Annotated in this window: 17 protein-coding genes; 3 read left to right on the top strand and 14 right to left on the bottom strand. The window is 57.7% G+C overall.

Annotation, left to right across the window (positions count from 1 at the left end):
- Positions 1 to 1,306: FGGY family pentulose kinase (locus RT613_RS18110; protein ID WP_313617606.1), on the top strand; the 1,306-nt coding region annotated here is incomplete at its 5' end.
- A gap of 32 nt (positions 1,307 to 1,338) precedes the next feature.
- The gene (locus RT613_RS18115; RefSeq protein WP_313617608.1) at positions 1,339 to 2,064 is read left to right on the top strand and encodes an SDR family oxidoreductase; all 726 of its coding nucleotides are present in this window, start codon (positions 1,339 to 1,341) and stop codon (positions 2,062 to 2,064) included.
- A gap of 24 nt (positions 2,065 to 2,088) precedes the next feature.
- Here RT613_RS18115 and RT613_RS18120 read toward each other — a convergent pair whose 3' ends face one another.
- Together RT613_RS18120 and RT613_RS18125 are read right to left on the bottom strand one after the other, a co-directional pair.
- Positions 2,089 to 5,583 (bottom strand): AAA family ATPase, encoded by a 3,495-nt coding sequence (locus tag RT613_RS18120; RefSeq protein ID WP_313617610.1) that lies wholly within the window; start codon positions 5,581 to 5,583, stop codon positions 2,089 to 2,091.
- The gene (locus tag RT613_RS18125) at positions 5,583 to 6,851 is read right to left on the bottom strand and encodes a DNA repair exonuclease (RefSeq protein WP_313617612.1); all 1,269 of its coding nucleotides are present in this window, start codon (positions 6,849 to 6,851) and stop codon (positions 5,583 to 5,585) included. The genes RT613_RS18120 and RT613_RS18125 overlap by 1 nt, the downstream gene beginning before the upstream one ends.
- Positions 6,852 to 7,212: 361 nt before the next feature.
- Here RT613_RS18125 and RT613_RS18130 point away from each other — a divergent pair, with 361 nt between their 5' ends.
- Entirely contained in the window at positions 7,213 to 8,001 is a 789-nt protein-coding gene (locus tag RT613_RS18130) for a creatininase family protein (RefSeq protein WP_313617614.1), read from the top strand.
- 19 nt (positions 8,002 to 8,020) lie between these two features.
- Here RT613_RS18130 and RT613_RS18135 read toward each other — a convergent pair whose 3' ends face one another.
- The 12 genes from RT613_RS18135 to RT613_RS18190 form a co-directional block, all read right to left on the bottom strand.
- Positions 8,021 to 8,410 carry a RidA family protein gene (locus RT613_RS18135; protein ID WP_313617616.1) on the bottom strand — a complete coding sequence of 130 codons (390 nt, stop codon included), beginning with the start codon at positions 8,408 to 8,410 and terminating at the stop codon, positions 8,021 to 8,023.
- 29 nt (positions 8,411 to 8,439) lie between these two features.
- On the bottom strand, positions 8,440 to 10,128 hold the full coding sequence (locus tag RT613_RS18140; protein ID WP_313617618.1) for an ABC transporter permease subunit: 1,689 nt from the start codon (positions 10,126 to 10,128) through the stop codon (positions 8,440 to 8,442).
- Positions 10,125 to 11,183: an extracellular solute-binding protein gene (locus RT613_RS18145; RefSeq protein ID WP_313617620.1), complete on the bottom strand. Its 1,059-nt coding sequence runs from the start codon at positions 11,181 to 11,183 to the stop codon at positions 10,125 to 10,127. The genes RT613_RS18140 and RT613_RS18145 overlap by 4 nt, the downstream gene beginning before the upstream one ends.
- Before the next feature lie 38 nt (positions 11,184 to 11,221).
- On the bottom strand, positions 11,222 to 12,247 hold the full coding sequence (locus tag RT613_RS18150; protein ID WP_313617622.1) for an ABC transporter ATP-binding protein: 1,026 nt from the start codon (positions 12,245 to 12,247) through the stop codon (positions 11,222 to 11,224).
- Positions 12,248 to 12,425: 178 nt separating this feature from the next.
- The gene (locus tag RT613_RS18155; RefSeq protein WP_313617624.1) at positions 12,426 to 13,421 is read right to left on the bottom strand and encodes a LysR family transcriptional regulator; all 996 of its coding nucleotides are present in this window, start codon (positions 13,419 to 13,421) and stop codon (positions 12,426 to 12,428) included.
- 45 nt (positions 13,422 to 13,466) lie between these two features.
- Positions 13,467 to 15,047, bottom strand: a complete 1,581-nt coding sequence (locus RT613_RS18160; protein WP_313617626.1) for a gamma-glutamyltransferase family protein — start codon at positions 15,045 to 15,047, stop codon at positions 13,467 to 13,469.
- Between the two features lie 17 nt (positions 15,048 to 15,064).
- Positions 15,065 to 16,231 (bottom strand): amidase, encoded by a 1,167-nt coding sequence (locus RT613_RS18165; protein WP_313617628.1) that lies wholly within the window; start codon positions 16,229 to 16,231, stop codon positions 15,065 to 15,067.
- Positions 16,232 to 16,245: 14 nt separating this feature from the next.
- Positions 16,246 to 17,205 (bottom strand): PDR/VanB family oxidoreductase, encoded by a 960-nt coding sequence (locus RT613_RS18170; protein ID WP_313617630.1) that lies wholly within the window; start codon positions 17,203 to 17,205, stop codon positions 16,246 to 16,248.
- Between the two features lie 4 nt (positions 17,206 to 17,209).
- Positions 17,210 to 18,010: an ABC transporter ATP-binding protein gene (locus tag RT613_RS18175; protein WP_313617632.1), complete on the bottom strand. Its 801-nt coding sequence runs from the start codon at positions 18,008 to 18,010 to the stop codon at positions 17,210 to 17,212.
- Positions 18,011 to 18,012: 2 nt separating this feature from the next.
- Positions 18,013 to 18,867, bottom strand: a complete 855-nt coding sequence (locus RT613_RS18180; protein WP_313617633.1) for an ABC transporter permease — start codon at positions 18,865 to 18,867, stop codon at positions 18,013 to 18,015.
- Complete coding sequence (locus RT613_RS18185; RefSeq protein ID WP_313617635.1) at positions 18,864 to 20,561, bottom strand: CocE/NonD family hydrolase; 1,698 nt, start codon at positions 20,559 to 20,561, stop codon at positions 18,864 to 18,866. Before RT613_RS18185 ends, RT613_RS18180 begins: the two co-directional genes overlap by 4 nt.
- Positions 20,558 to 21,952 (bottom strand): FAD-binding oxidoreductase, encoded by a 1,395-nt coding sequence (locus RT613_RS18190; RefSeq protein WP_313617637.1) that lies wholly within the window; start codon positions 21,950 to 21,952, stop codon positions 20,558 to 20,560. The genes RT613_RS18185 and RT613_RS18190 overlap by 4 nt, the downstream gene beginning before the upstream one ends.

Raw genomic sequence — 21,952 nt, forward strand, 5'->3', positions numbered from 1 at the left:
CGCTATTGAACAGGCTAGGCGCATCAATGCCACCGGCCATGCAGTTCTGTCCTATGTCGGCGGGGTCATCTCACCAGAGATGCAGACGCCAAAACTGCTCTGGCTGCAAGAAAACCGGCCGGATGTTTACTCCAGCGCCAAGCATTTCTTTGATCTGACTGATTTCCTGACCTGGAAATCGACCGGTGCACTGGAGCGGTCTTCCTGCACGGTCACCTGCAAATGGACCTATCTTGCCCATGAAAACCGCTGGGATGAAAACTACTTCCGCACAATTGGACTTGCAGATCTTGCTAAAGAGGGATTTCAGCGGATTGGCGCGCGTGTCGTGCCTTCCGGGACACCGCTGGGCGATGGTCTAAGCCCCGAAGCTGCCAATGCCATGGGCTTACGCCCCGGAACGGCAGTTGGCGCAGGCTTGATCGATGCGCATGCTGGCGGTGTTGGAACCGTGGCTGCAAAAGGCGGAGCGGAAGATGCCGCAGCCTGCCTTGGTTATGTCTTCGGAACATCCTCCTGCACCATGACAACGACGGCTGAGCCGAAATTCGTGCCAGGTGTATGGGGCCCTTATTTCTCGGCCATGGTGCCCGGCATGTGGCTGAACGAAGGGGGGCAATCGGCAGCAGGAGCGGCCATCGACCAGTTGTTGAGCCTGCATCCCCATGCAGAAACGGCGAACGCAGAAGCAAAAGGCAACAGCACCAGTTTGCCGCAGTGGCTGGCCCTGCGGGCGCTGGCGTCGGTCGATCACCCATCCGATGCGGTGAGGCTGGCGGGACAGTTGCATGTGGTGCCGGAGTTTCTTGGTAATCGTGCGCCCTTTGCCGATCCAGCGGCCCGTGCTGTGGTCATGGGGCTTGGCATGGAAAACGGTTTTGACAATCTCGTGGCGCTTTATGTCGCCGGGCTGTGCGGCCTTGGATATGGTTTGCGCCAGATCATCGATACGCAGACGGAAAACGGTGTGGCGATTTCCACCATTTCCGTTTCAGGCGGAGCGGGCACACACCCGTTGATACGCCAGATCCTGGCGGATGCAACCGGCGTTCCCGTTGAGGTGACGGCCTGCCCGGAACCGGTCCTGCTGGGCTCTGCCATGCTGGCGGCTGTTGCGGCCAGAACCTACCCCGATTTGCAGAAGGCAATGCCTGCCATGTCGGCCGTTGCCGGACGCAGCGAGCCGGCGACTGGCAAGGTGCGTGCCCTGCATGAGGCGCGATATCGGGCGTTTTTGAGAATACAGACACTTGCGCGCGATCTGCGCACGGACCTTGAGCCTTTGTTACCGGAGGTGCCGCACTAAGCGGCCAACCATAGTTGTTTTGGGAGGAATACATGCAATTTTCAGGACAGTCCGTCATCATCACCGGAGCAGGCAAGGGCATTGGCCGTGCCTGTGCCCGGGTTATGGCCGAGCGTGGAGCAGAGGTCATAGCACTCAGCCGCACAGCATCGGACCTGGACAGTTTGCGTGACGAGATCGGCGGCCGCTCGATTGTTGTCGATCTTGCCGATCCGGCGGCAACACGTAAGGCGATGGCAGAAGCTGGCGTGACTGACTTCCTGATCAACAGCGCCGGCATCAATGTTCTGGAAACGAGCTTTGACATGACCGAGGCCGGTTATGAGGCCGTGATGGGGATCAATCTGCGTGCAGCACTGATCACCTGCCAGGAATTTGGCCGCCGTCGTCGCGCGGCTGGTGGCGGCGGTGCCATCGTCAACATCACCTCGATTGCCGGGCATCGTGGTTTTAACGAACACCTTTGTTACGCGGCGTCGAAAGCGGGTCTTGAAGGCGCGACCCGCGTCTTTGCCAAGGAGTTTGGACCACACGGAATTCGCGTGAATGCCGTCGCCCCCACCATTACCTTGACCGAGCTTGCCTTCGCTGCCTGGAGTGATCCTGAAAAGTCTGCGCCAATGATGGTACGTCACCCGATCGGGCGGTTTGCCGAAGCCGATGAGGTTGCCCGCACCATCGCAAGCCTTCTTTCGCCTGACACTGCCATGGTCAATGGCAGCGTGATCAATGTCGATGGCGGTTTTCTGGCCGTTTGAAGCAGTGTTGACCTTAGTCGTCCGTTACCTTGGTACGGACGATATTTCGTGGATTTTTGCGAATGGGAAGGTTCTGGTCGCAAGGTCGCAGAGATGGCGATGGTGGGTCAGGTAAATAACCTGGCCGACCTGCGCCATTTTACCAAACAGCCTGAACACTTCCTCCGAGCGCGGCTCATCGAATGTTTCCATGATGTCGTCGGCGATAAATGGCACGGAGGGGCGCGTCATGGCGAATTCTTCGTATCCGGCCAGACGCAGCGCCAGATAAAGCTGGAATTGCGTGCCTTTAGACAGTTCGACCGCGACTTTGGACGCGCCATTTTTCGATAGCGCAATCAGCACTTCGCGATCCTTGTCGGGTCGCGTTGCAAGCCCGGTATATTCACCGCGGGTGATGAGGTTGAAGGCTTCGGAGGCGCGGGTCATCATGGCGCTGCGATGTTTGTCGCGGTAGGCACGAATGCCGTGTTCAGCAATCAGACTACCGCTTCTCAGACGCAGATAACGCAGTGCCAAGTCTTCGATCTCAACAAGTAGCGTCCGACGATTGGTCTCAAGGCGGGCGACGGCGTCGTCACCGCCAATAGCCGACAGGCGATCACTTGCCCGAGCCTTGTCTGCAAACAGGTTCTTTGAACGTCCGTCGAGGTCCTCAAGACGGGTTACCAATTCGGCCTGTTCCTGCTGAAGTTCGCCAAGGTCAGTGTCCGAGATTTTGTCGATCGCGGCTTCCAGTGACTGGACCTGCATCTCACTGAAAATCTGCTGTTCGAGTTTCTTTTGCTGTTCGGCAAGCTTGTCTCGTTTTGCGCAACGCTCCAGCTGCTGGCGAACCTCAATCAGGCTCTCGACGCGAAAAAAATCAGCCATTTCCGTTTTGCGTGCGGAATGCAGTGTAATTTCGGTTTGCAGTGTTGCGCGTTGCGTTGCCAGAGCCTTGAGGGACTGATCGCGTTCCAACCGTGTAGCTTCGATTTTTCTGGCATCGTCCAGTCGTTTGACCAATTGCTTGGCAGCAATGGAGGGGCTATCGCCATCGAACGTCTCACCAAGCGCCACATAGAGCTGCGTGACGGTTTCCGTAAACGATGCCTGATTTGTCTCCATGGACTGGATGCGGTGTGTCAGATCACCCTGTTCGCGCAGCGCCTCGGGCAGTGTGGCAACGACATCAAGCAGGTCGCGGACGGCGCCGACACTGTCTTGCCGATCTGCAAACCAGCTTGTGGCAAGTGCGGAAGACCAGCCACGCTGCCATTCTTCAAAAGCGCTGGTTGCCTCGTCGAGTGCGGATTGACGTTTGATGGTTTGGGCTTCGAACTCGCTGATACGTTTGTCGGTATCTGCGCGTTTGGTCTGGAATGCGGCATGGTCGGTCAACAGATTGTCGGCGGCCTGTATCGTCGCATCGATATCCAGCCCATCCGCTTCAATGCCGACGGTCGCAAGTGCTTTTGCCAGTGAAAGCTGCGCCGTTGTGATGGCCGCCTTCATCTCGTCAGTGCTGTTTGACGCCTGTCGCAGATCGTCCCATGCAGACAAGGCGGCGGAGTGATTGTCTGCCCACTGCGTGATCCTTGCCAGCCAGGAGGCGACTGGCGCGTCTTCAACCAAGACTATCTCAGCCGGGGTTTCCGATCTGATTTCGCCGCGCAAGCCGTACAGGTCATCACTGGCTTCCTGAAGCAACTGGCGTTGGCGCTCAACGCTTGCCGTTGTCACGGCAATCTCTGTGGTCAGCAGACGCAGCTCTTCCAGCTCCTTGGCTTTATCAAGCCGGGCTGTCGCAACGGCGTCGGCCTTACGCATGTTGTTTTCGAAATGCGCGGCGCTTTCTCTGTCGAGACTTTTCAGGTGCTCGGTCCATGCCTCATCGCGCGTGATGAACACGGCTTTTGCCTCAACATCATCCACGATGCTCGCCGCACTGCGCAGGACCGTGATCCGTGCCTCGTCTTCCTCCAGTTTAGAGGCAAGCTCTCTCTGTCGTTCAATGATCTTGGAGCGGCGTTGCTCGATGGTCTGCAATGCTGTTTTCCAGGCATCGCGACGATCGGTTGTCGGTGGCGTGATCCGTCGAAGGGCTTCACCGTCACCAGTCCATGGGTGCAGCTTGTTCACAACGTCATCAAAGACCTGACGTTTGCCGCTGATGCTGCGCTCGGCAAGTCGGTGTTCTGCAGTGAGGTTGCCACCCCTCAGGCGTCCCAAAACCGATTGAAGTTGAGCGATCTGACCGGCATCTAGCCGTGCTGCTGGTGTGTCGAGTGCAGTGAGGTTGCGTTTTTCTTTTTCCCAGGCCTGTTTGGCAAACTCATGTTCCCGTTCGGCAGAACTGCGTGCGACATCGATGCCTGATTTGGCGCTGATCAGATCGCGCAAAGCACCGATTGTTGCGACTTCGACAAGCAGCGTTCTGGGATCGGCAATGCCGGATTGCCCAAGGGTTGCCAGGATCGTATCAACCTTGCGAGAGGCTTCGGTCAGCGCCGTTTTTCGTTTGGGCAGGTCTTCTTGCGCAGTGGCATAACGGGCTGCCGCATCGGCAAGTTCGTCCAGTTGTTCTGCCATTGCCAGAAAAGCGCTGTCGGCGACCAATGCGTCAAGCTCGTCTTGAAGTTTCTGCTCTTGCTGCTGAAAATTGGCGAGTTGTGTTTGAAGGCGTGTTTCATCAATCACAAGATCGGAAAGCACCGCCGACCAGCCTTCGGGAGGGCGTGGCAAATCTGCATAGTGCGTCAGTTGCTCTTCACCATGGTGATGTTCAGCAAGTAGAGGATGGGCGCGTAAGATGCGTGCGGTCTCGTCATGGCGTAGCCGGGCGGTGCTGATTTCCTTCATCACCGTGTCGTAGGCAGTTTCGGCGCGCTCGAGTTCCGTGGTCAGCGCCCGGTAGGCGGATGCCTGCGTGTCGATTTCGTCGCGTTGCGATTTGAGATCGGCAATCTGGCGCTTCAGCACGGCGATTTTGGTTGAGCTGGCACGTTTACGGAAAATACCATCTGCTTCTGTGCTGGCAGCTTCCAGAATGGCGCTGATGCCAGCAAGGCCGGCGCTGGCTGAAAACAGCAATTCACCCAGATCGCCCTTGCTTTCAAGAATGGCATTGCCACCATCTTCCAAGGTCTGGTCATCGAGCGAAAACATCATGCGGTATGCGTCACGGGTCAGTCCGGCCAGCGGCATGCCGAGTGTTGCCTCGTTTGCCGGCTGCCCCTGGGCGTTGAGCAAGGAGTTGTTACGCTGCTTGATCCGCTTGAATTCATGGGCCTGACCATCAAACTCCAGGCTGGCGCCGATTTCCATGGCTTTGCCCTGATGCAGGAAACCATATTTCGTGCGCTCTTCGATGCCGAACAGCAGGTCGAGATAGGCAGACAGCGAGGTGGATTTTCCTGCCTCGTTCAGGCCATAGATGATGTGCAGATCAGGTGTGCCGGGGACCTGTTCGCCAAAGTCGATCGAATAATCCGTAAACTTGCCGTAGCGGGTAAGGTCGAGCCTGCGCAGACGCATCAGTTGATCTCCGATGCTTCCGACTTCAGGCGAGCCAGTATGTCGTTGCTACCGTCCGACAAGAGTTGGTCAATCAGGGCTTCGAATTGCGCTTCGCTGTCACCGCTGAAGTTTCTGGCTTCCGGCGGCAGATCATCCCGCAATTCCTTGACAAGGTCCCGGACGGCTTCGCGCACACTGTGCTGCTTGATGATGTCGTTGTGCATCAATTCACCGAGCTCAAGCACCGGATCAGCGTTGAGACCGGTTGCCGTCGAGGAGGGGGCGGCCGTGGACAGCTCGATCTTTTCGATCCAGGTTCGGCCGAGGCTTTCCGCGCGCTGTTCGATTTCCGCCTGAAGAAGGTCCTGATCACGCAGCAACTGCCATGACAGAGGCGTGGTGCCCTTCAACTGAATGCGACCGACCAGATGTGTCGAGCCTGTGCCGTCCCGGGCTGCGCCCAGGTTCTGTTCAATGACTTCTGCTGCTTCCCGCCAGGAAACGGCTGAAGACAGATCGACCGGGATGCGTTCGAACTGGGCGATGCTTGTTGCCCGTTCCTCCACTGTCAGGCTTCGGTCATCATGGATGGTGACAAGCGTCACGGTCTTTTCGCCGTTCTCGTTGATATCGCGCCCTTGCGGCATTCCGGGCATGATGACCGTGTGTTTGCCCTCATGTTGGGCGCGGGCATGGACGTGGCCGAGAGCCCAGTAGTCAAATCCCCAATCATGCAGGTCCGAGACCTTGCAAGGCGCATAAAGATCATGGCCCGCCGCACCGGCCAGGCTGGTGTGCATGATGCCGATATTCACCGCATCCGAGGTGGGGCGATGGTATTTTTCCAGAAGGCTTTCGGGCGCATGTGGTTTTGCGAAACTGAGGCCGTGAAATGAAAGCGCAAGGTTATCGTGGCTGATGTTGACGGTCTGCGAACGGCCACCGAACACGGTGACGGAAGGTGGCATGATCAGCTCCTGGGTGATCCGCGACAAGGCATCGTGATTGCCCCTGATCACGAATGTCGCAATGCCAGCCTCATGCAACCGCCGCATCTGGCTGGCCAGAAACCGCGCGGTTTTCATGGATGTCTGATCACCGTCATAGAGATCACCGGCAATGATCAGCGCATTTACCTGTTCGTCGATGCACAGATCCACAATCGCGGCAAAGGACTGGCGCGTGGCATCGCCAATCAACTCGGCAAGGTCGCGGTTTCGCAAAGCCAAGGAGCGCAAGGGAGAATCGAGATGGAGATCGGCGGTGTGAATGAACCTGAAAGGCATGCCGCATTCTTCAAGGAATCGGGGTGCAATGTAAAGAAACGAATGTCGCAGGTATTTGCCGGATGGCAACATCACTGTCCAGTGGCTTTGCTTTTACGCCGCTCAAAAACTCTGGTGAGCAGCAATCAGATGTTTAGAGGCGGCGTGTGTTGATGCTGATGAGTGTCGTGGGCGCGGCGTGATCGGCGCTCCCTGATGGCTCACATTTGTGGCTACGGCATTGTAGCGATTGCTTTTGCAGACTTCTTTGCCTGGGAGATAAAGCGTTCGCATAAAAGCAACATGGTGGACGCAAAATGATGCTGTTCGAGGCCCTGCTAATCTTTTAACGATGGATGCAGTGCAACAAGAGAGGCCGAGAATGAGCACGCCGTTTTATTGGAATGAACTGAACACCTACGATTTCGCTCATCTGTCGCCTGAAAAGACAATTGCCATCCTGCCGGTTGCGTCCACGGAGCAGCACGGCCCGCATTTGCCTGTTGCGACCGATGTCGCCATTGCCAATGGCATGTTGGCAGAGTTGAAGACACAACGTCCTGACGATCTCGACATCCTCGTTCTGCCGACACAGGAAATCGGCAAGGCGAATGAACATGTCTTTGGACCCGGATCCCTGTCTTTTGGTCCGGAAATTCTCATCCCGGCCTGGACCGCGATTGGTGCGAAGGTTGCCGAAGCCGGTCTGCGTAAGCTGGTTATCGTCAATTCCCACGGCGGCAATGCCGACATCATGAGCATTGTTGGCCGCGAATTGCGGGTTCGTCACCAGATGGCTGTCATCTGCACCCATTGGGGCCGTTTTGGCCACCCTGATGGTTTGATCAGTGAGCATGAAAGACAATTCGGCATTCATGGCGGTGAAGTGGAAACTTCTCTGATGCTGCATTTCCGCCCTGAACTCGTTCGCATGGAAAATGCCCAGAACTTCGTTTCCAAGGCGGGGAGCCGCTCCAAGTTCATGCAGCCGGCACCACCACATGTGCTGTCCTGGCTGGCACATGACCTGAACCCGCACGGGGTTGTCGGTGATGCGTCGAAGGGAACGGCCGAAAAGGGCGAGGTTATCTGCCGTCATCAGGTCGCGGGCTTTATCGAACTGCTGCGCGACCTTGAAAACTTCTCTCTCAGTGAGCTTTATTCCCGCTGATATCTGCGGGAATAGATGTTCAAAACACTTTCGCGGCTGTGATTTCGACTTCGACGTTAAATTCCGGCCGCGTGAAGCCGCCCACCACGATCAGTGTCGAGGCAGGCTTGGGATCAAGGGTGAAACGATCACGCACCGCCATATAGGCAGGAAAATCCTCCCGGCGGGTCACGAAGCCGGAAATGCGGATGACATCCGCATAACTCATCCCGGCTTCCTCCAGAATTGCCCCAATTGCCTTGAAGCACAGTTCAGCCTGAGCGGTCACATCAGGTGGGATGACGTCATCGACGCCGATGCCGAGCTGGCCTGATGTGACCAGGAGGCTGGCACCCGCAGGTACCAGCAGTCCGTGATTATAGGCGCCGAACGGCTTTGGCACCGATGGCGGGTTGAAAACCTTTTGCATGATTTTGGCTTCCCTTTCGCCGTTACCGTTTATCGCGCATAGAGCTTGTCCAGCCGTACCAATCGGCCAATCAGGATCAGTGCCATGACCGTGAACACAATCAGCACAGCGGAGATTGCGTGAGCCGTGGGTTCAAGACTGAAGGTCGATTCCGCATAGATACGAACCGGCAGGGTTGTCAGGCGTGCGGTGGTCAGGAAGCTTGTTACCGTGACTTCACCAAAGCTGAGCAGGAAGCCGACAAGGCTTGCTGCAAACAGTCCAGGTGCGAGCCCTGGCAGGGTGATCAGGAAAAACATCCGGAACGGATCAGCACCCAGGCTGGCGGCTGCTTCCTCCTGCGAACGATCAAGCTGCATGGCCGATGTGGTCAGCAGGGTGATGGCGAAAGGCAGGATGACAATCACGTGGATCGCCACAAGTCCAAGGAAGGGCGGTACGATCAGGTAGATCTGCAGCAGTTTCAGCATGCCGACACCAATTGCCACATGCGGCAAAGACAGCGGCAGCATCCAGAAGGTCATCAGCACCGAGCGCCCTTTGAACGGAAAGCGGGCAAGGGCAAATGCTGCCGGAAGTGCCAGTCCAATGGCAACCAGCACCGAGACGGTGGCAAGCTGAACGGAAACCCAGAAGGCATCCGCATAGGCACCATTAAACAGCACAGCGTAATACCACTTGAGCGTAAAGCCCTTGAAACCGGCAGCCGTTGCCTGCGGCACGTCATTGAAGCTTTGAATGCACACCAGAACCAGTGGCAGCAGCAGCAAACCAAGCGATGTGAAAAGCAGAAGCCGTGCAATGACGAAACCGACAGTATCGGCCAGCCTGACAATGATGTTAGGCAGGAAGACCGGGTTGCTGGCACGTTCATTCAGCCACGGCATAAGGCGTTTCATGCCGATGCCGCAAAGGGCAGCAAACGCCAGGCTGGTGATGGTCATGATGACGGCGAGCGCCGAGGCAAGCGGCGCGTTGAGGTTCTTGATCGCCTCCTGCATGACCAGCATGCCTGTTGTCCAGACCTTTTTGCCGCCGAGCAGGGTGGCAGACACATAGGCTGTGCTGGCCATCAGGAAGACGATGACAAGACCGGAACGCAGGCCAGGCAGCGACAAGGGCAGGTCGACCGTCAGAAAACGCATCGCAGGCGAGGCACCAAGGCTTTCGGCAGCCTCATGCACACGTGGTGAGGTGTTCTGCATGCTGTCATAAAGCGCAAGGACCATGAAAGGCAGGAAGACCTGCGCCAACGCAACCGCGACAGCGCCATGGTTGAACAGCATGTTGGCTGCCTTGGGAATGCCAACAAGACCGGTTACCGAATTGATCAAGCCATCGGGCGCAAGCAGCAGAATGATGCCGAGCGAGCGCACGACAACATTTGTCAGAAGCGGAATGAGGATGATGGCGAAGGCCGCAGCCCGGTATTTGACCGGAATGCGTGCCAGCCAGTAGGCAAGCGGATAACCCAGAAGGGCCGTCAACAACGTGACGCCCAGGCCGAGCACGATCGTTTCACCAATCACACGAAAATAGAAGCTGTCGGTGACGATGCCAATGTACTGCGCCAGCGATGGCGCGGTTATCAGCGGACCGAACGGATCGGGATATTCATGCAACGACAGCAGGAAGATCGCGGCCATGGGGGCCGCGAAAGACAGAAGTAACCAAAAAGTAACCGGTGCAGAAAGAGCCGGTCCTATCCACCGTGTCATCCGGCGATCTCCCGGTCATAACGGGACTGCCACTTGGCGCGATTGGCGTTGATGAAGTCCCAATCGAAGTCAACAAGCTGGGAAACCTGCTCGTCGCCAACAATCAGCTTGCCCTTCAGATCATCAGGGATGGTGATGTTGTTGACCGTCGGCGAATAATAGATCTCGCGGGCATAGGCCAGCATGCAGGGTTCCGACAGGTGCAGGTTGACCCATTCTTCGGCGAGCTTCTGGTTCTTGGTGCCTTCGGTGATGCAGGCAACGTTCATTGCCAGTGCCTGACCTTCGGCTGGCGATGCAATCTCGATGTTCGGGTTACGGGTTTCGGCGTAAGAGCGGGTAAAGCTGCCGAACTCGACGGAGAGGTCGCAGATGCCCTGATCGAACATTTCAAAAAGCTGCGCCTGGCTTGCCTGAATGGCGGCGAACGGCTTCAGTTCCTTGACCTTTTCGACCACCAGGTCGAACTCTTTTTCAGTGCCGCCCCAGGCGCGCGCCGTCATCATCAAGGCGGAAATGCCTTCAGCGCCGAGGCCATCTGGCCAGGCGATACGGCCTTTCCATTCCGGGTTCCAGATGTCCTTCCACGACGTCACAGGCTTGGATGCCTTGCGCTTGTCGTAAACGATGGTGCAGGGGTTGAAGGCCACGCCATAACCGCCCTTTCGTGCGCTTGGGTAAAGTGCTTCGAAATTGGCTACGTTTGGTGTTGGTTCCTGGGTCACGCCATCTTTGACGGCTTGGCGGCTCTCATAGATGTTGAGGTAAAGCACGTCGAAGCTCGGACGGCCGCGCTCGGCATAGGCACGTGCGCGACGGTCACCGGTGCCACCAAGAACATAGCTGATCTTGCAGCCGTATTTTTCGACGAGTGGCTTTTCAACATGTTCCTTGACGATCTTTTCCTGCGCGCCGCCCCAGATGCCGACCACCAGCTCGTCGCCCTTTTTGATTTCGGCATAGGCAGGGCGGATGATGTGAAACGGTGCTGCGAGACCGGCGCTGGCACCGGCACCGAGGACGAGCTTGTTGAAATTGCGACGCGAGAAGGTCATTGCAGATACTCCTGTTCGGTTCAGATGTTGGGGTCGGATCAGATAAAGGTTGCGCCGCCTGGCTGCGCCTGAAGGCTGCATGGGGCGCCGAGTGGCGGCGGTGGCATTTCAGAAGGAACGATCACGCGGATCGTGCCAGCTGCGGACTGGATGTCAGCCTCCCAGGTGTCGCCGAGATAGGCGGCATTGATCAGCGTGCCAGGCAAGGTAAGCGGACCGGGTTCGTCGGTAATGCGAAGACGTGATGCGCGAAGCACCAATCGGGTGGCGCCATCCGGTGCGCCGGCGCAGGACAGGCCCGGCGCACGAAAGATACCGTTTTCGCTGCGACCTTCAATGACGGTGCGGGCGCCGAGGAACGAAGCGGTAAAGGCCGAGCGCGGATTATCGCAGAGCTGTTCCGGCTTGCCGATTTCTTCCATGATGCCCTTGCTCATGACCGCCACACGGTCTGACATGGCCAGCGCTTCCTGCTGGTCGTGTGTCACGAACACGGTGGTGATGCCGAGACGCTGCTGCAGCGAGCGGATTTCGCTGCGCATGTCGGCGCGCAAATGGGCATCGAGGTTGGAAAGCGGTTCATCGAGCAACAGTACATCGGGTTCAATGACCAGTGCGCGTGCCAATGCCACACGCTGCTGCTGGCCACCGGACATCTGTGTTGGATACCGATCCTTGTAAGGGCCAAGGCCGACGGTTTCGAGGGCTGCGGCTGCACGCTCACGACACTTGGCCTTGTCCACCTGGCGCATGCGCAGGCCAAAGCCGACATTGTCGAGTGCCGTCAAATGTGGAAACAACGCATAGGACTGGAACACCACGCCAATATTGCGGGCATGCACAGGCTTTTTGGTGATGTCCTCATTGTTGAGGATGACACGACCCATGGTCGGTTTGACGAAACCTGCAATCATGCGCAGCGTTGTGGTCTTGCCGCACCCCGATGGGCCAAGAAGAGACAGAAGTTCGCCTTTCGGCACTTCAATCGTCAGGCCGTCAACCGCAGTCTGATCGCCGTAGCTTGCTGTTACGTTGTCCAGGGTGAGATAGTGTTTATTCGACAACGTCGTATCCTCGGTCGTGTGAATTCTATGCGGGCTGTGTCGCAGCGATGATTAAACGGACTGCAAAATGCTCATTTGTTGAGCATTAAATATTGATGATTATCATATGTGCAATTTTATGTTGGGTGAACTCCACCACGGCCGATATACGGTATAGATGAACCATTATATCGACCGCTCAGATCGGCAGCCGGTTAAGCGAAGGACGGGCATGAGACAGGTTTGGCTCATGCAGGCTGAACTCGAATTCCTTGGCGACGCCGCGGATGATATTGCGGAGCCACTTGTGCGCGCTGCTGGTGTGGTTGCGTTCGTGCCACAACAAATAAAGGTGCATGCGATCAAACTCGACCGGTGCATCGATGACCTGCAATTGCTGGTCTGGCGTGTTGGCCACCATGTGGTTGGCATAGGCACGCGCGGTGGTGAAGATGAGATCGGTGCCGCCGACAATCGGCGGGATCATCGCATATTCCGGGACCGACATGACAATGTTGCGCTTCAGGCCAAGCTGCGCCAGACGCCCGTCAATCGGGCTGAAACCGGCGCTGGAGCTTGCTGTCGGTGAGATGTGGCTGGCAGCGAGGTAGGCATCCAGCGACATGGTTTCGCTTTTGACCAGGGGATGATCGCTATGGGCAATACAGGCAATGTCACACTGGAAGAGCGCCGTGGATTTCAGGCTCTGCTGTGGTGCTGGCCAGTTGCCAATGACCACGTCGACACGGCCGGCACCCAGTTCCTCCAGCAAATCGGGATTGTCGCCCGGAGGAAAGAAATCGAGTGTCACATTGGGTGCGTTGCGGCGAATGCGGTTGGCGATTTCTGGCACCAGAAACACCCCAAAACAATTCAGCACGGCCACCCGGATATTCTGGCTGGAAAGACGCGGATCGAAATGATCCTGGCCATTCAACGCGTCGGAGAGACCGAGCAGAACACTACCGATCAATGTCTTGATCTCTTCACCCCGTTCGGTCAGCACCAGCCGCTGTCCGGCCCGCACCAGAAGCGGATCGGCAAAGATTTCCCTGGCCTTTTTCAGACAGGCGCTGACCGTGGGCTGGCTATGCCCGAGCAGGACCGCCACCCTTGAGACATTGCGCTCGGTCAGCAGGAGGTAGGTGGTGCGGAGCAGCCGTACATCTATCGAGGGATTAATATTCGCAAACATGGTCATTCCCGGTCGTCTGTTTCAGGAAATGCAAGGGGCATGCCATTAGAGCGCCGCGCCATCGGATCTCGGGTCGGTCGCCGCTTCGCAAAGGCCGCTGGGATGCAGCACAACGGCTCCGGCATGGCCGCAAAGATCAGAAAAGGGCGCGATGATCTCGACGTCGTGTCCGGCGGACTTGAGCTTTTCGACAAGTGCCGTATCGAAGCGGTTTTCGAGTTTCAAATTGGTGCTGCTGGCACCCCATGTACGGCCAAGCAGCCAGCGTGGTGCGGTAATCGCCTCCTGAAGCGGCATGCCAAAACGGGCATGGCGTGTGAAGATGGCAGCCTGCGTCTGTGGCTGGCCTTCACCACCCATGGTGCCATAGGCCATCACGCGACCGTCCGAGAGTGTCGCGAGGGCGGGGTTCAGCGTATGAAATGGGCGTTTGCCGGGCTGAAGCTGGTTTGGGCCTTCGGCAAGTGAAAAACCTGCGCCTCGGTTCTGAAAAAACACGCCTGTCTCGGGACAGGTAACACCAGAGCCAAACTCCCAATAGACACTCTGGATGAAGCTGACGACATTGCCATAACGGTCGGCGGCTCCCATCCAGATCGTATCGCCCTCTGCCGGTTTGTATGGCCATTCCAATGCCCGATTCATGTCGATCCTGGCAGCGAGATTGTCGAGCGCATTAGCCTCAAGCCATGTCTGGGCATCTGATGCCATGGTTTGAGGATCACCAAGGTCACGATTGCGTTTGATGAAGGCCTGTTTGGTGGCCTCGATCAGCCCGTGAATGTGGTCATAACCCTCGCCAGCCTCGACCTGTAGCCGGTCGAAAAGACCGAGGATCATCAAGGATGCAACACCCTGGGTCGGCGCCACCATGTTGTAGAGCGTGCCCTCACGCGTGGTGACGCTGAGTGGTTTGACCTCACGCGGTGCATAGTGCTTGAAATCCTCAACCCGCAGCGGGCTGTTATTCTGCGCAAGAAAGTCTGCGTGGGTTTGAGCGATGTCGCCGTCGTAATAGGAGCGCAGGCCATGTCGGCCGAGTTCCTCCAGCGTATCGGCCAGCCTGGACTGTCGCAGGCGCGCACCGGCTGGCGGTACTTTTCCGTCGATCAGATAGGTTTCTGCAAAACCTGGAACATGGCCAAGTTCGTGCAATTTGTCTGAGGTGCAGATGGACTGATTGGCTGTGACCGCAATGCCATCGCGCGCCTTTGCCACAGCGGCCGACACAAGTTCGGAGACAGAAAAACGCTTGGGTTCGTCGACCATCGAAAGCGCCATGTCCCAACCACCGATGGTGCCGGGGACGGTCAACGCTGCTTCACCGCCGCGTGCGGGAATGGCTGCGACATGACCACGTTCGCGGTACCAGTCAACGGTTGCAAGGCCGGCCGCCTGTCCACAGGCGGAAATGCCCGTCAGTGGTTTTCCCGGTCTGTGGATCAGCCAGAAGCCATCACCACCGATACCGTTCATATGCGGATAAACAACGGCGATCATGGCGGCGGCAGCAACCATGGCTTCTATGGCGGTGCCGCCTTCATCCAGAATGCGGCGTCCGGCATAGGCAGCTTCGCGGTGCGGGGCGGTGAAAGTGCCGTTAAAGGCGAGCGCGGTTTGCAGCATGCTGATGTCCTGACGCGTCAGAAGGATTGAAACGAGGCGGCGGCTTTGATGAGCAGGCGGTCGCTGCCCGGCCTGCCGACCAGGGAAAGACCGACAGGTGCGCCATCGACCGTGCCGAAGGGAATGCTGATCTGCGGCAGACCTGCATGACCGGCGACGGACATCAGGCTGAGGGCACGATTGCGATACGGCTCCAACTCCGATTGCGGTGTGGTAAGCAGCGGTGCAGGACCGGGGGCCGTTGGATAGACCAGGATAGTGCCTTCGGGCAAAACAGCATCCAGTCGTTCACGAAGACGGTTGCGGTAGGCACTGGCGTCATCAAAATCCGCCTTGGTGATCTGGCTTGCCATGGCGAACCGTTCCTTGATGCCCGGTCCGAAGGCCGGTTGACGTTTGCTGATCCAGTCCCCGAAATGGCGCCAGATTTCGTATCCCTGATAGAGGCGAAAGGCGCTCAAGGAAGCTTCAGCTCCGCCTTCCGGCAGGATTGCATCGCGCTTGTAGTCGAAATCTGGAAGAGCAGAGCGGAGGTGCTCGCGGGTTTCATCCATCGGCAAGGCCCACAGGTCTTCAGGTGTCCAGTAGCTGATGTCTGCGGCGTCGGTTGGTGCCTGGCAAAATACCGAGATGATCCGCTGCATCAGGTCGCGGTCGCGGGTAAAGAACCCAGAGACATCATAGCTTGCCGCAAGTGGCACCATACCGTCTGATGGAATCAGCCCATGGGTAGAGCGCCAGCCATAAAGGCCGCAAAAGGAGGCGGGAAGCCGAACCGATCCACCGGTATCCGTGCCAAGGCCGATATCGGCAAGTCCTGGTGCAACGGCAGAGGCTGAGCCCGAGGACGAGCCGCCCGGAACGCGCGAAGGGGCCGCTGTATTCAAAGGTACGCCGTAACGGGCGTTCAACCCCATCAGGCTGTAAGCCAACTCGTCCATCTGGGTTTTGCCGATGACGGAGGCGCCATTTTTCAGCAGCGTGTCGACAACGCCAGCATGTTCCGCAGCCGGTTTCTGATCTTCAGCAAATTCCGGGTTGCCAGCACCTGTGATCATACCTTTGATGTCAAAATTGTCTTTCACGGCGACGGTCAAGCCGGCGAGCGGCTGGTCGTTGGTCGCCGGGTCCGCTTGAAGCGGGTGATCAAACCGTTGGATAAAGGCGTCGCAGATATCGGGCATTGGGCAGTCCTAAATTACAGATCAAGGATCAGTTGGGTGGTTTTGGCGCGGGAAACGCAGGGCATGATCCACTGGCCGGATTCGATTTCTTCCGGGGTCAGAAATGTGTCGTGATGTTCGGCCTCGCCTTCAAGCAGCGCGGTCATGCAACTGCCGCAAAAGCCTTGCTCGCAGGAATGGTCGATGTCATGGCCATTCGCCATCAGAACGTCGAGTATGCTGCGGTTGGCTGGCACATCGATCGTGGTTCCGCTGCGCGCTAGAACCACACGAAAACCGTCTGCATTCTCCGGTGCTGCTGTCGCGGCAAACCGTTCCTCATGGATTTCGGCCTCGGCCCAGAGGGGTGATGCCTGCGCGCGCACGTGATCCATGAAAGGGCCGGGGCCGCACATGTAGAGATGGCTACCAATGCCTCTTTGCGCGAATATGCCATCCAGAACAGGTGTTAGCGCTGCTGCATCCAGAGCAAAATGAAATTGGACATGGTCTGCGAAGGCGCTGGACGAAAGAACCTCGAAAAAAGCGGCCTGTTCTTTCGAACGTGCGAAGTAATGCAGTTCAAAGGGTTTGCCTTCGCCAAGAAAATGCATCGCCATGCTGTAAAGCGGTGTAATGCCGATACCGCCTGCCAGCAGGATATGCCGTTCGGCTTTCGGTGACACAGCGAGAAGGCTGCGCGGAGCACCCATTTTCAACGCGGTGCCGATACGTGCGTTCTCATGAAACCATTGCGAACCACCGCGTGACTGCGGTTCACGCTTGATGGCAATGCGGTAGAAAGTGGTCTCAGTTGGATCGTTGCAAAGCGAATATTGCCGCACCAGGCCATCGGGAAGATGGACGTCGACATGGGCGCCAGCCGGAGAGGCGACAAGAGGTGCGCCATCGGCACTTTCCAGTTTGAAGGAGCGAATGCCGTCTGCCTCATCATCGATGGCGGTAATGACGATGTCACGCATCGAAACCTGCATCGGCCTACTCCATCGCCTTATTCAGCAGTGCTGATACGTCGCGGCAGTAACCGGCATATTCAGGCGAAAGGCGGTATTCGGCATCGCGCGGATAAGGCCGCTCGATTGGAATTTCGCCAATAATACGGCCGGGGCGGGCTGCCATGACCACGATGCGGCTCGACAGGAACACGCTTTCATAAACGCTGTGGGTCACGAACATCACGGTGGATGAGGTCGACGCCCAGATACGCAACAGGTCGTTGGACAGCCGGTTGCGGGTAATCTCGTCAAGCGCTGCAAAGGGCTCATCCATCAGCAGCAGTTTTGGTTTGGTGACCAATGCGCGGGCGATGGAAACACGCATTTTCATGCCGCCGGACAATTCACGCGGATAGGCATTCACGAAGTTCTGCAGACCAACCATTTCGATGACGGACAGCACATCGTCACGGGCAGCGCTTTTCGATTTTCCCGCCAGTTTCAGCGGCAGGAAGATATTGTCGAACACGCTGGCCCACGGCATCAGATGCGGTTCCTGGAATACGAAGCCGATTTCGCCACGTGCATCCGAAGTATCATCGCCCGGACGTTCGACCCGGCCAGCGCTGTGGTCACCAAGATCTGCGACGATGCGCAGTGCGGTCGACTTGCCACAGCCGCTTGGACCGAGAAGGCTGACAAATTCGCCTGGCTGAACCTTGAGATTAAGGTCGCGAAGCGCAACCGTGCCGTTTCCATAAATCTTGTCGACGCCGCTGAGGCGCACGATTGGTTTTACCTGTGTCGCTGGCATGTCGAGCATAGCGGTGTTTCCTGCATTCATGATCAACCCTCCTGCACCAGTTCACTCTCATGCCAGCGGCTGAGAAGAAGATGCTGCACTTTGGCCATGATGAACCAGATGGTGAGACCGAAGGCGGAGAGCATGAACAACGCTGCAAACATGCGGGCGACATCCAGCATCGCGCCGCTTTCAACGATGGTCCAGGCAAGGCCTGTGGCATTGCCGGCGCCCGCAACGAACTCGGCAACAACTGCACCAATGACCGAAAGGCCGGAGGATATGCGTGCACCAGCCAGAATGAAGGGCAGTGCGGATGGCAACTGCAGGTAACGGAAACGCTGCCAGCGGGTTGCCTTGTAGAGGCTGAAAACATTGCGCAGGCCGTGATCGGCAGATTTCATGCCGACCGCGGTGTTGGACAGCATCGGAAAGAAGGCAACGATCCACGCCAGGATCATCAGGCCAAGCCATACCCGGTTCAGGCCAACCCAGATAACCACCAGCGGGGCAATCGCCACCATAGGGGTTACCTGCAAAGCAACAGCATAGGGCCAGAGGATGCGTTCGACCTGCTTGTTCTGGGTCAGAAGCACGCCAAGGGTTACGCCGGATACGAGTGCGGCGATGAAGGCGCAGACGGTGATTGATGCCGTGAAGCCAAGCGCACTGACCAGCGATGGAAACTCGTTGACCATTTTGACAATGATGGCTGAGGGTGGCGGCAGGATGAAACGTGACACCTGAAAATGGGTGACCAGTGCTTCCCAGGTCATCAGGAAAATCACGCCGCCGAGTGCCGGAGCGGCGGCCTCCGCAGCCGTCTTGCGCCATCTGGTGTTGCCGGCATTGGTTGTGGATTTGCCCTGAGCGGGCGAGGCGGCAATATCGGTGGTCAAGAGGCTACTCCCGGAGGTGTTTTGACGACGGGCAGGTGCAGGACCGAGCGATGCGACGGGCCGCTTGAGATGGTGATTGTCGTGACGACGGCCTGGGTTTTGGAAGCCGAGACAGGATCTTCACCGGTGCCGGGATTGACCGGATGGGCGGGATAATCCGACGCAGCAATCGAAAGCCGCAACTGCTCGCCTTCCTGTATCGTGGAGCAGGTGGCAGTCAGCGCCAACTTGTAGGTTTTCTCACTGGCGTTGCGGTAATGGGCATAACCGCTGGAAATCTGCAGAACTCTGCCGTCCTTGGTGACTGTGGAGAGAACGCAGGACAGATCGAAACTCGGGCAATCCGAGGTCGCTGAAATCTCGATCACCGGTTCGCCGGCCAAGGTCAGGCTGGATTGCAACGATGCCGTCGTAAATGTCAGCACGTCGCCACGCTCGTCGGTCACGCGGCGGTCGACCGGGCCAGCTGGGACACCATAACAGCCGCCGGTGACCGGTGCTGGACGCCATGGATCGTGTACGATGTAATCGCTGGCATCGACCACGCCTTGTTGTTCGCGCAAGCTGCCATCTTCGGCACGGATTGCGGCACGACCGGTGCTGCCTAGGTGAAGCACCTGATCGTCAGTCGGCCAGGTAGAGAAATCACGCCAGGATCTTGCGCCCATGTCAAAAAGTGAAATCGGTTTGCGATCGGCATTGGTGTCTGGCTTGCCTTTAAGGGCCTGATCGAAGAAACGGATATGCTCCATGTCAGTGTCACGTTCAGCCTGCGGGCCGAAATCGAGGCTGCCGACCTTGCGCACCCATGGGAAATGCAGCCATGGGCCGATGATCAACCGCGAAAGGCCATTATCCGTTTGCGACAGTGCCTTCCAGGCCTGAACGGTGCTGGCCAGATGTGTGTCAAACCAACCGCCAATGAATAACATCGGCAGTTTGCGGGCCTTGATTTTTTCAACATGGGTGGCCGGTGAAACGCTTGCCCAGAAGGGTGAATCCGCAGGTGTTTCCAGCCAGTCCATGACGTGAGAATAGTCACGGTATTTTTCCAGAAGCGCAGGTTTTGCCGCAACCGGACCATTGAGCGGCAGGTTGGCCGATGCGCCCATCAGCGCGCCATAGGCCTCGTCATCACCGGCACGGCGTGCCGCTTCAGCAGTGATCTGAATGCCCCAGCCTACCATCTGCTTCATGCGCAACGCGCCGTTTTCATAGGCCCAGGTGGAACCTGCATCCCACGGACCCATGGCTGGAGCAATGGCTTTCAGCGACGGGCTGTCGCCAGCGGCGGCCAGCAACTGGTTGTAGGATTGGTAGGAAAAACCATACATGCCGACATCGCCGGTCGATCCTTCCAGAGCGGCAGCCCATTCAACCGCTTGCGCACCATCTTCGACATCGTTTTCGCCCGGACGGAATACACCTTCCGAGGTGCCGCGACCTCTGATGTCCTGAACAACGACGATATAGCCGTGCGATGCGTACCAGGAAGGGTGCGCATAACAGATGGTGCAGGCAATCCTGCGGCCATAGGCCTGACGCTGCAGAAGCACCGGGTAAGGGCCGGGGCCGACGGGGCGGTAGATGTCCGCATCCAGACGCGTGCCATCACTCAAATGCATCGACTGCGTTTCAGGAGGCAGAACGGCAAACCTGCCGGTGAGATCTTTGGTATTTGAAACGTCGTTCATGCCTGGCGCCGATCCCATTTGTCTGTTGGAAGTTCGATGGCGAATTTTTCATCGGCCTTGTCATCGATTTCGAAACGGCCGGGATTGAGCAGATTGTAAGGATCGACCTGACGCTTGAAGGCGATTTCGCGTTCGGTGATTTCCTTTTTGCCAACGGCGCGCACATTGGAGGTGTGTGAGTTGGAGACCACGGCTCCGGCCTCCTGCATCAGGCGCACCATTGTCGCCATCTGCTCAGGGCTTTCATAAACGAAATAGGGCGAGCCGGAGCCAACCACCTGACCACCAACGCGCAGGATTTCCATCCGCATCGGACCGTAATGGCTGACCTTGTCATGAACACGCTGAACAAGGCCGGCCAGATCGGCATCGCGGAAGAAACCTTCGACGACGGAACGGCCGGGCTCGGTCTTCTGTATCTGGAACAGGGCGTGGCCGAACACGAATTCCCAGATCGGACCGCCATAGGGACCTTTGCCTTCCGGCGCGGACGACACAATGGTGCCGCCAAAGGAAGCGACACAGGCCTCGAAATCCTCCCAATTGTCTTTTGCGATCATGGTCGAGCAGATCGAGTGGCCTTCCGGCACGATATCGGCAAATTGCCGGATCAGCTTTGGTGTCGGCCATTCCTGAACCGACACGACCTTGCGGTTGATGCCGGCTTCATTGGCAAGGGTTACGCCAAAACGCACCGCCTGCATGTATTCCGGAAAGGCAACGATGGCTTCGATCCAGGGCCATGCCGGAGCAAGTGGCATCTCCACTTCGGTGATGATGCCGGTCGCACCATAGGTGTGGTGAATGAGCTGGGCGTCAGGACCACGCAGTTCAATCAGTCGCGGTTCTTCTTCCATGGTCAGCACTTGCGCGCCGGCGATGTTGCCGCGGTCACGCAGGATGCCATAGACAACCGAACCCGGCCCGCCGGTACCGCCGGCGATGTGGCCAGCGATGGTGGCGATGCGGGCTGTTGTCGGGTGCACACGTAGCTCCCAGCCGATCTCGCGGGCGGCCTTGTCTATGTCGATGACCAGTGTTCCGGCCTTCGCGCGGGCTATGCCCGGCTTAACCTCGACCATGCCGGCATAGGCACTCATATCCAAAAGAATGCCGCCGCGCAGCGGCACGCTCTGGCCGTAATTGGCAGACCCGCCACCACGTTCGGTGATGGGAATGCGATAACGGACCGCTGCCGAGACGACGCGCTTCAACTCCTCAATGGTTTTCGGCGTTACGACCACATCGGCCTGCTTGCCTTCCAGCATGGTGCGCAGCAGCGGGCTGACCGCATAGCGGTCCCGGCTTTTGACGCGAATGCGGCGAGGGTCCATCGTCATTTCGACGCCTTCGATTGCGGCGGCGAAGTCGGTCAGCGGGTATGAGGACAT

It is taken from the genome of Agrobacterium sp., assembly GCF_032092815.1.
Taxonomy (GTDB): domain Bacteria; phylum Pseudomonadota; class Alphaproteobacteria; order Rhizobiales; family Rhizobiaceae; genus Agrobacterium.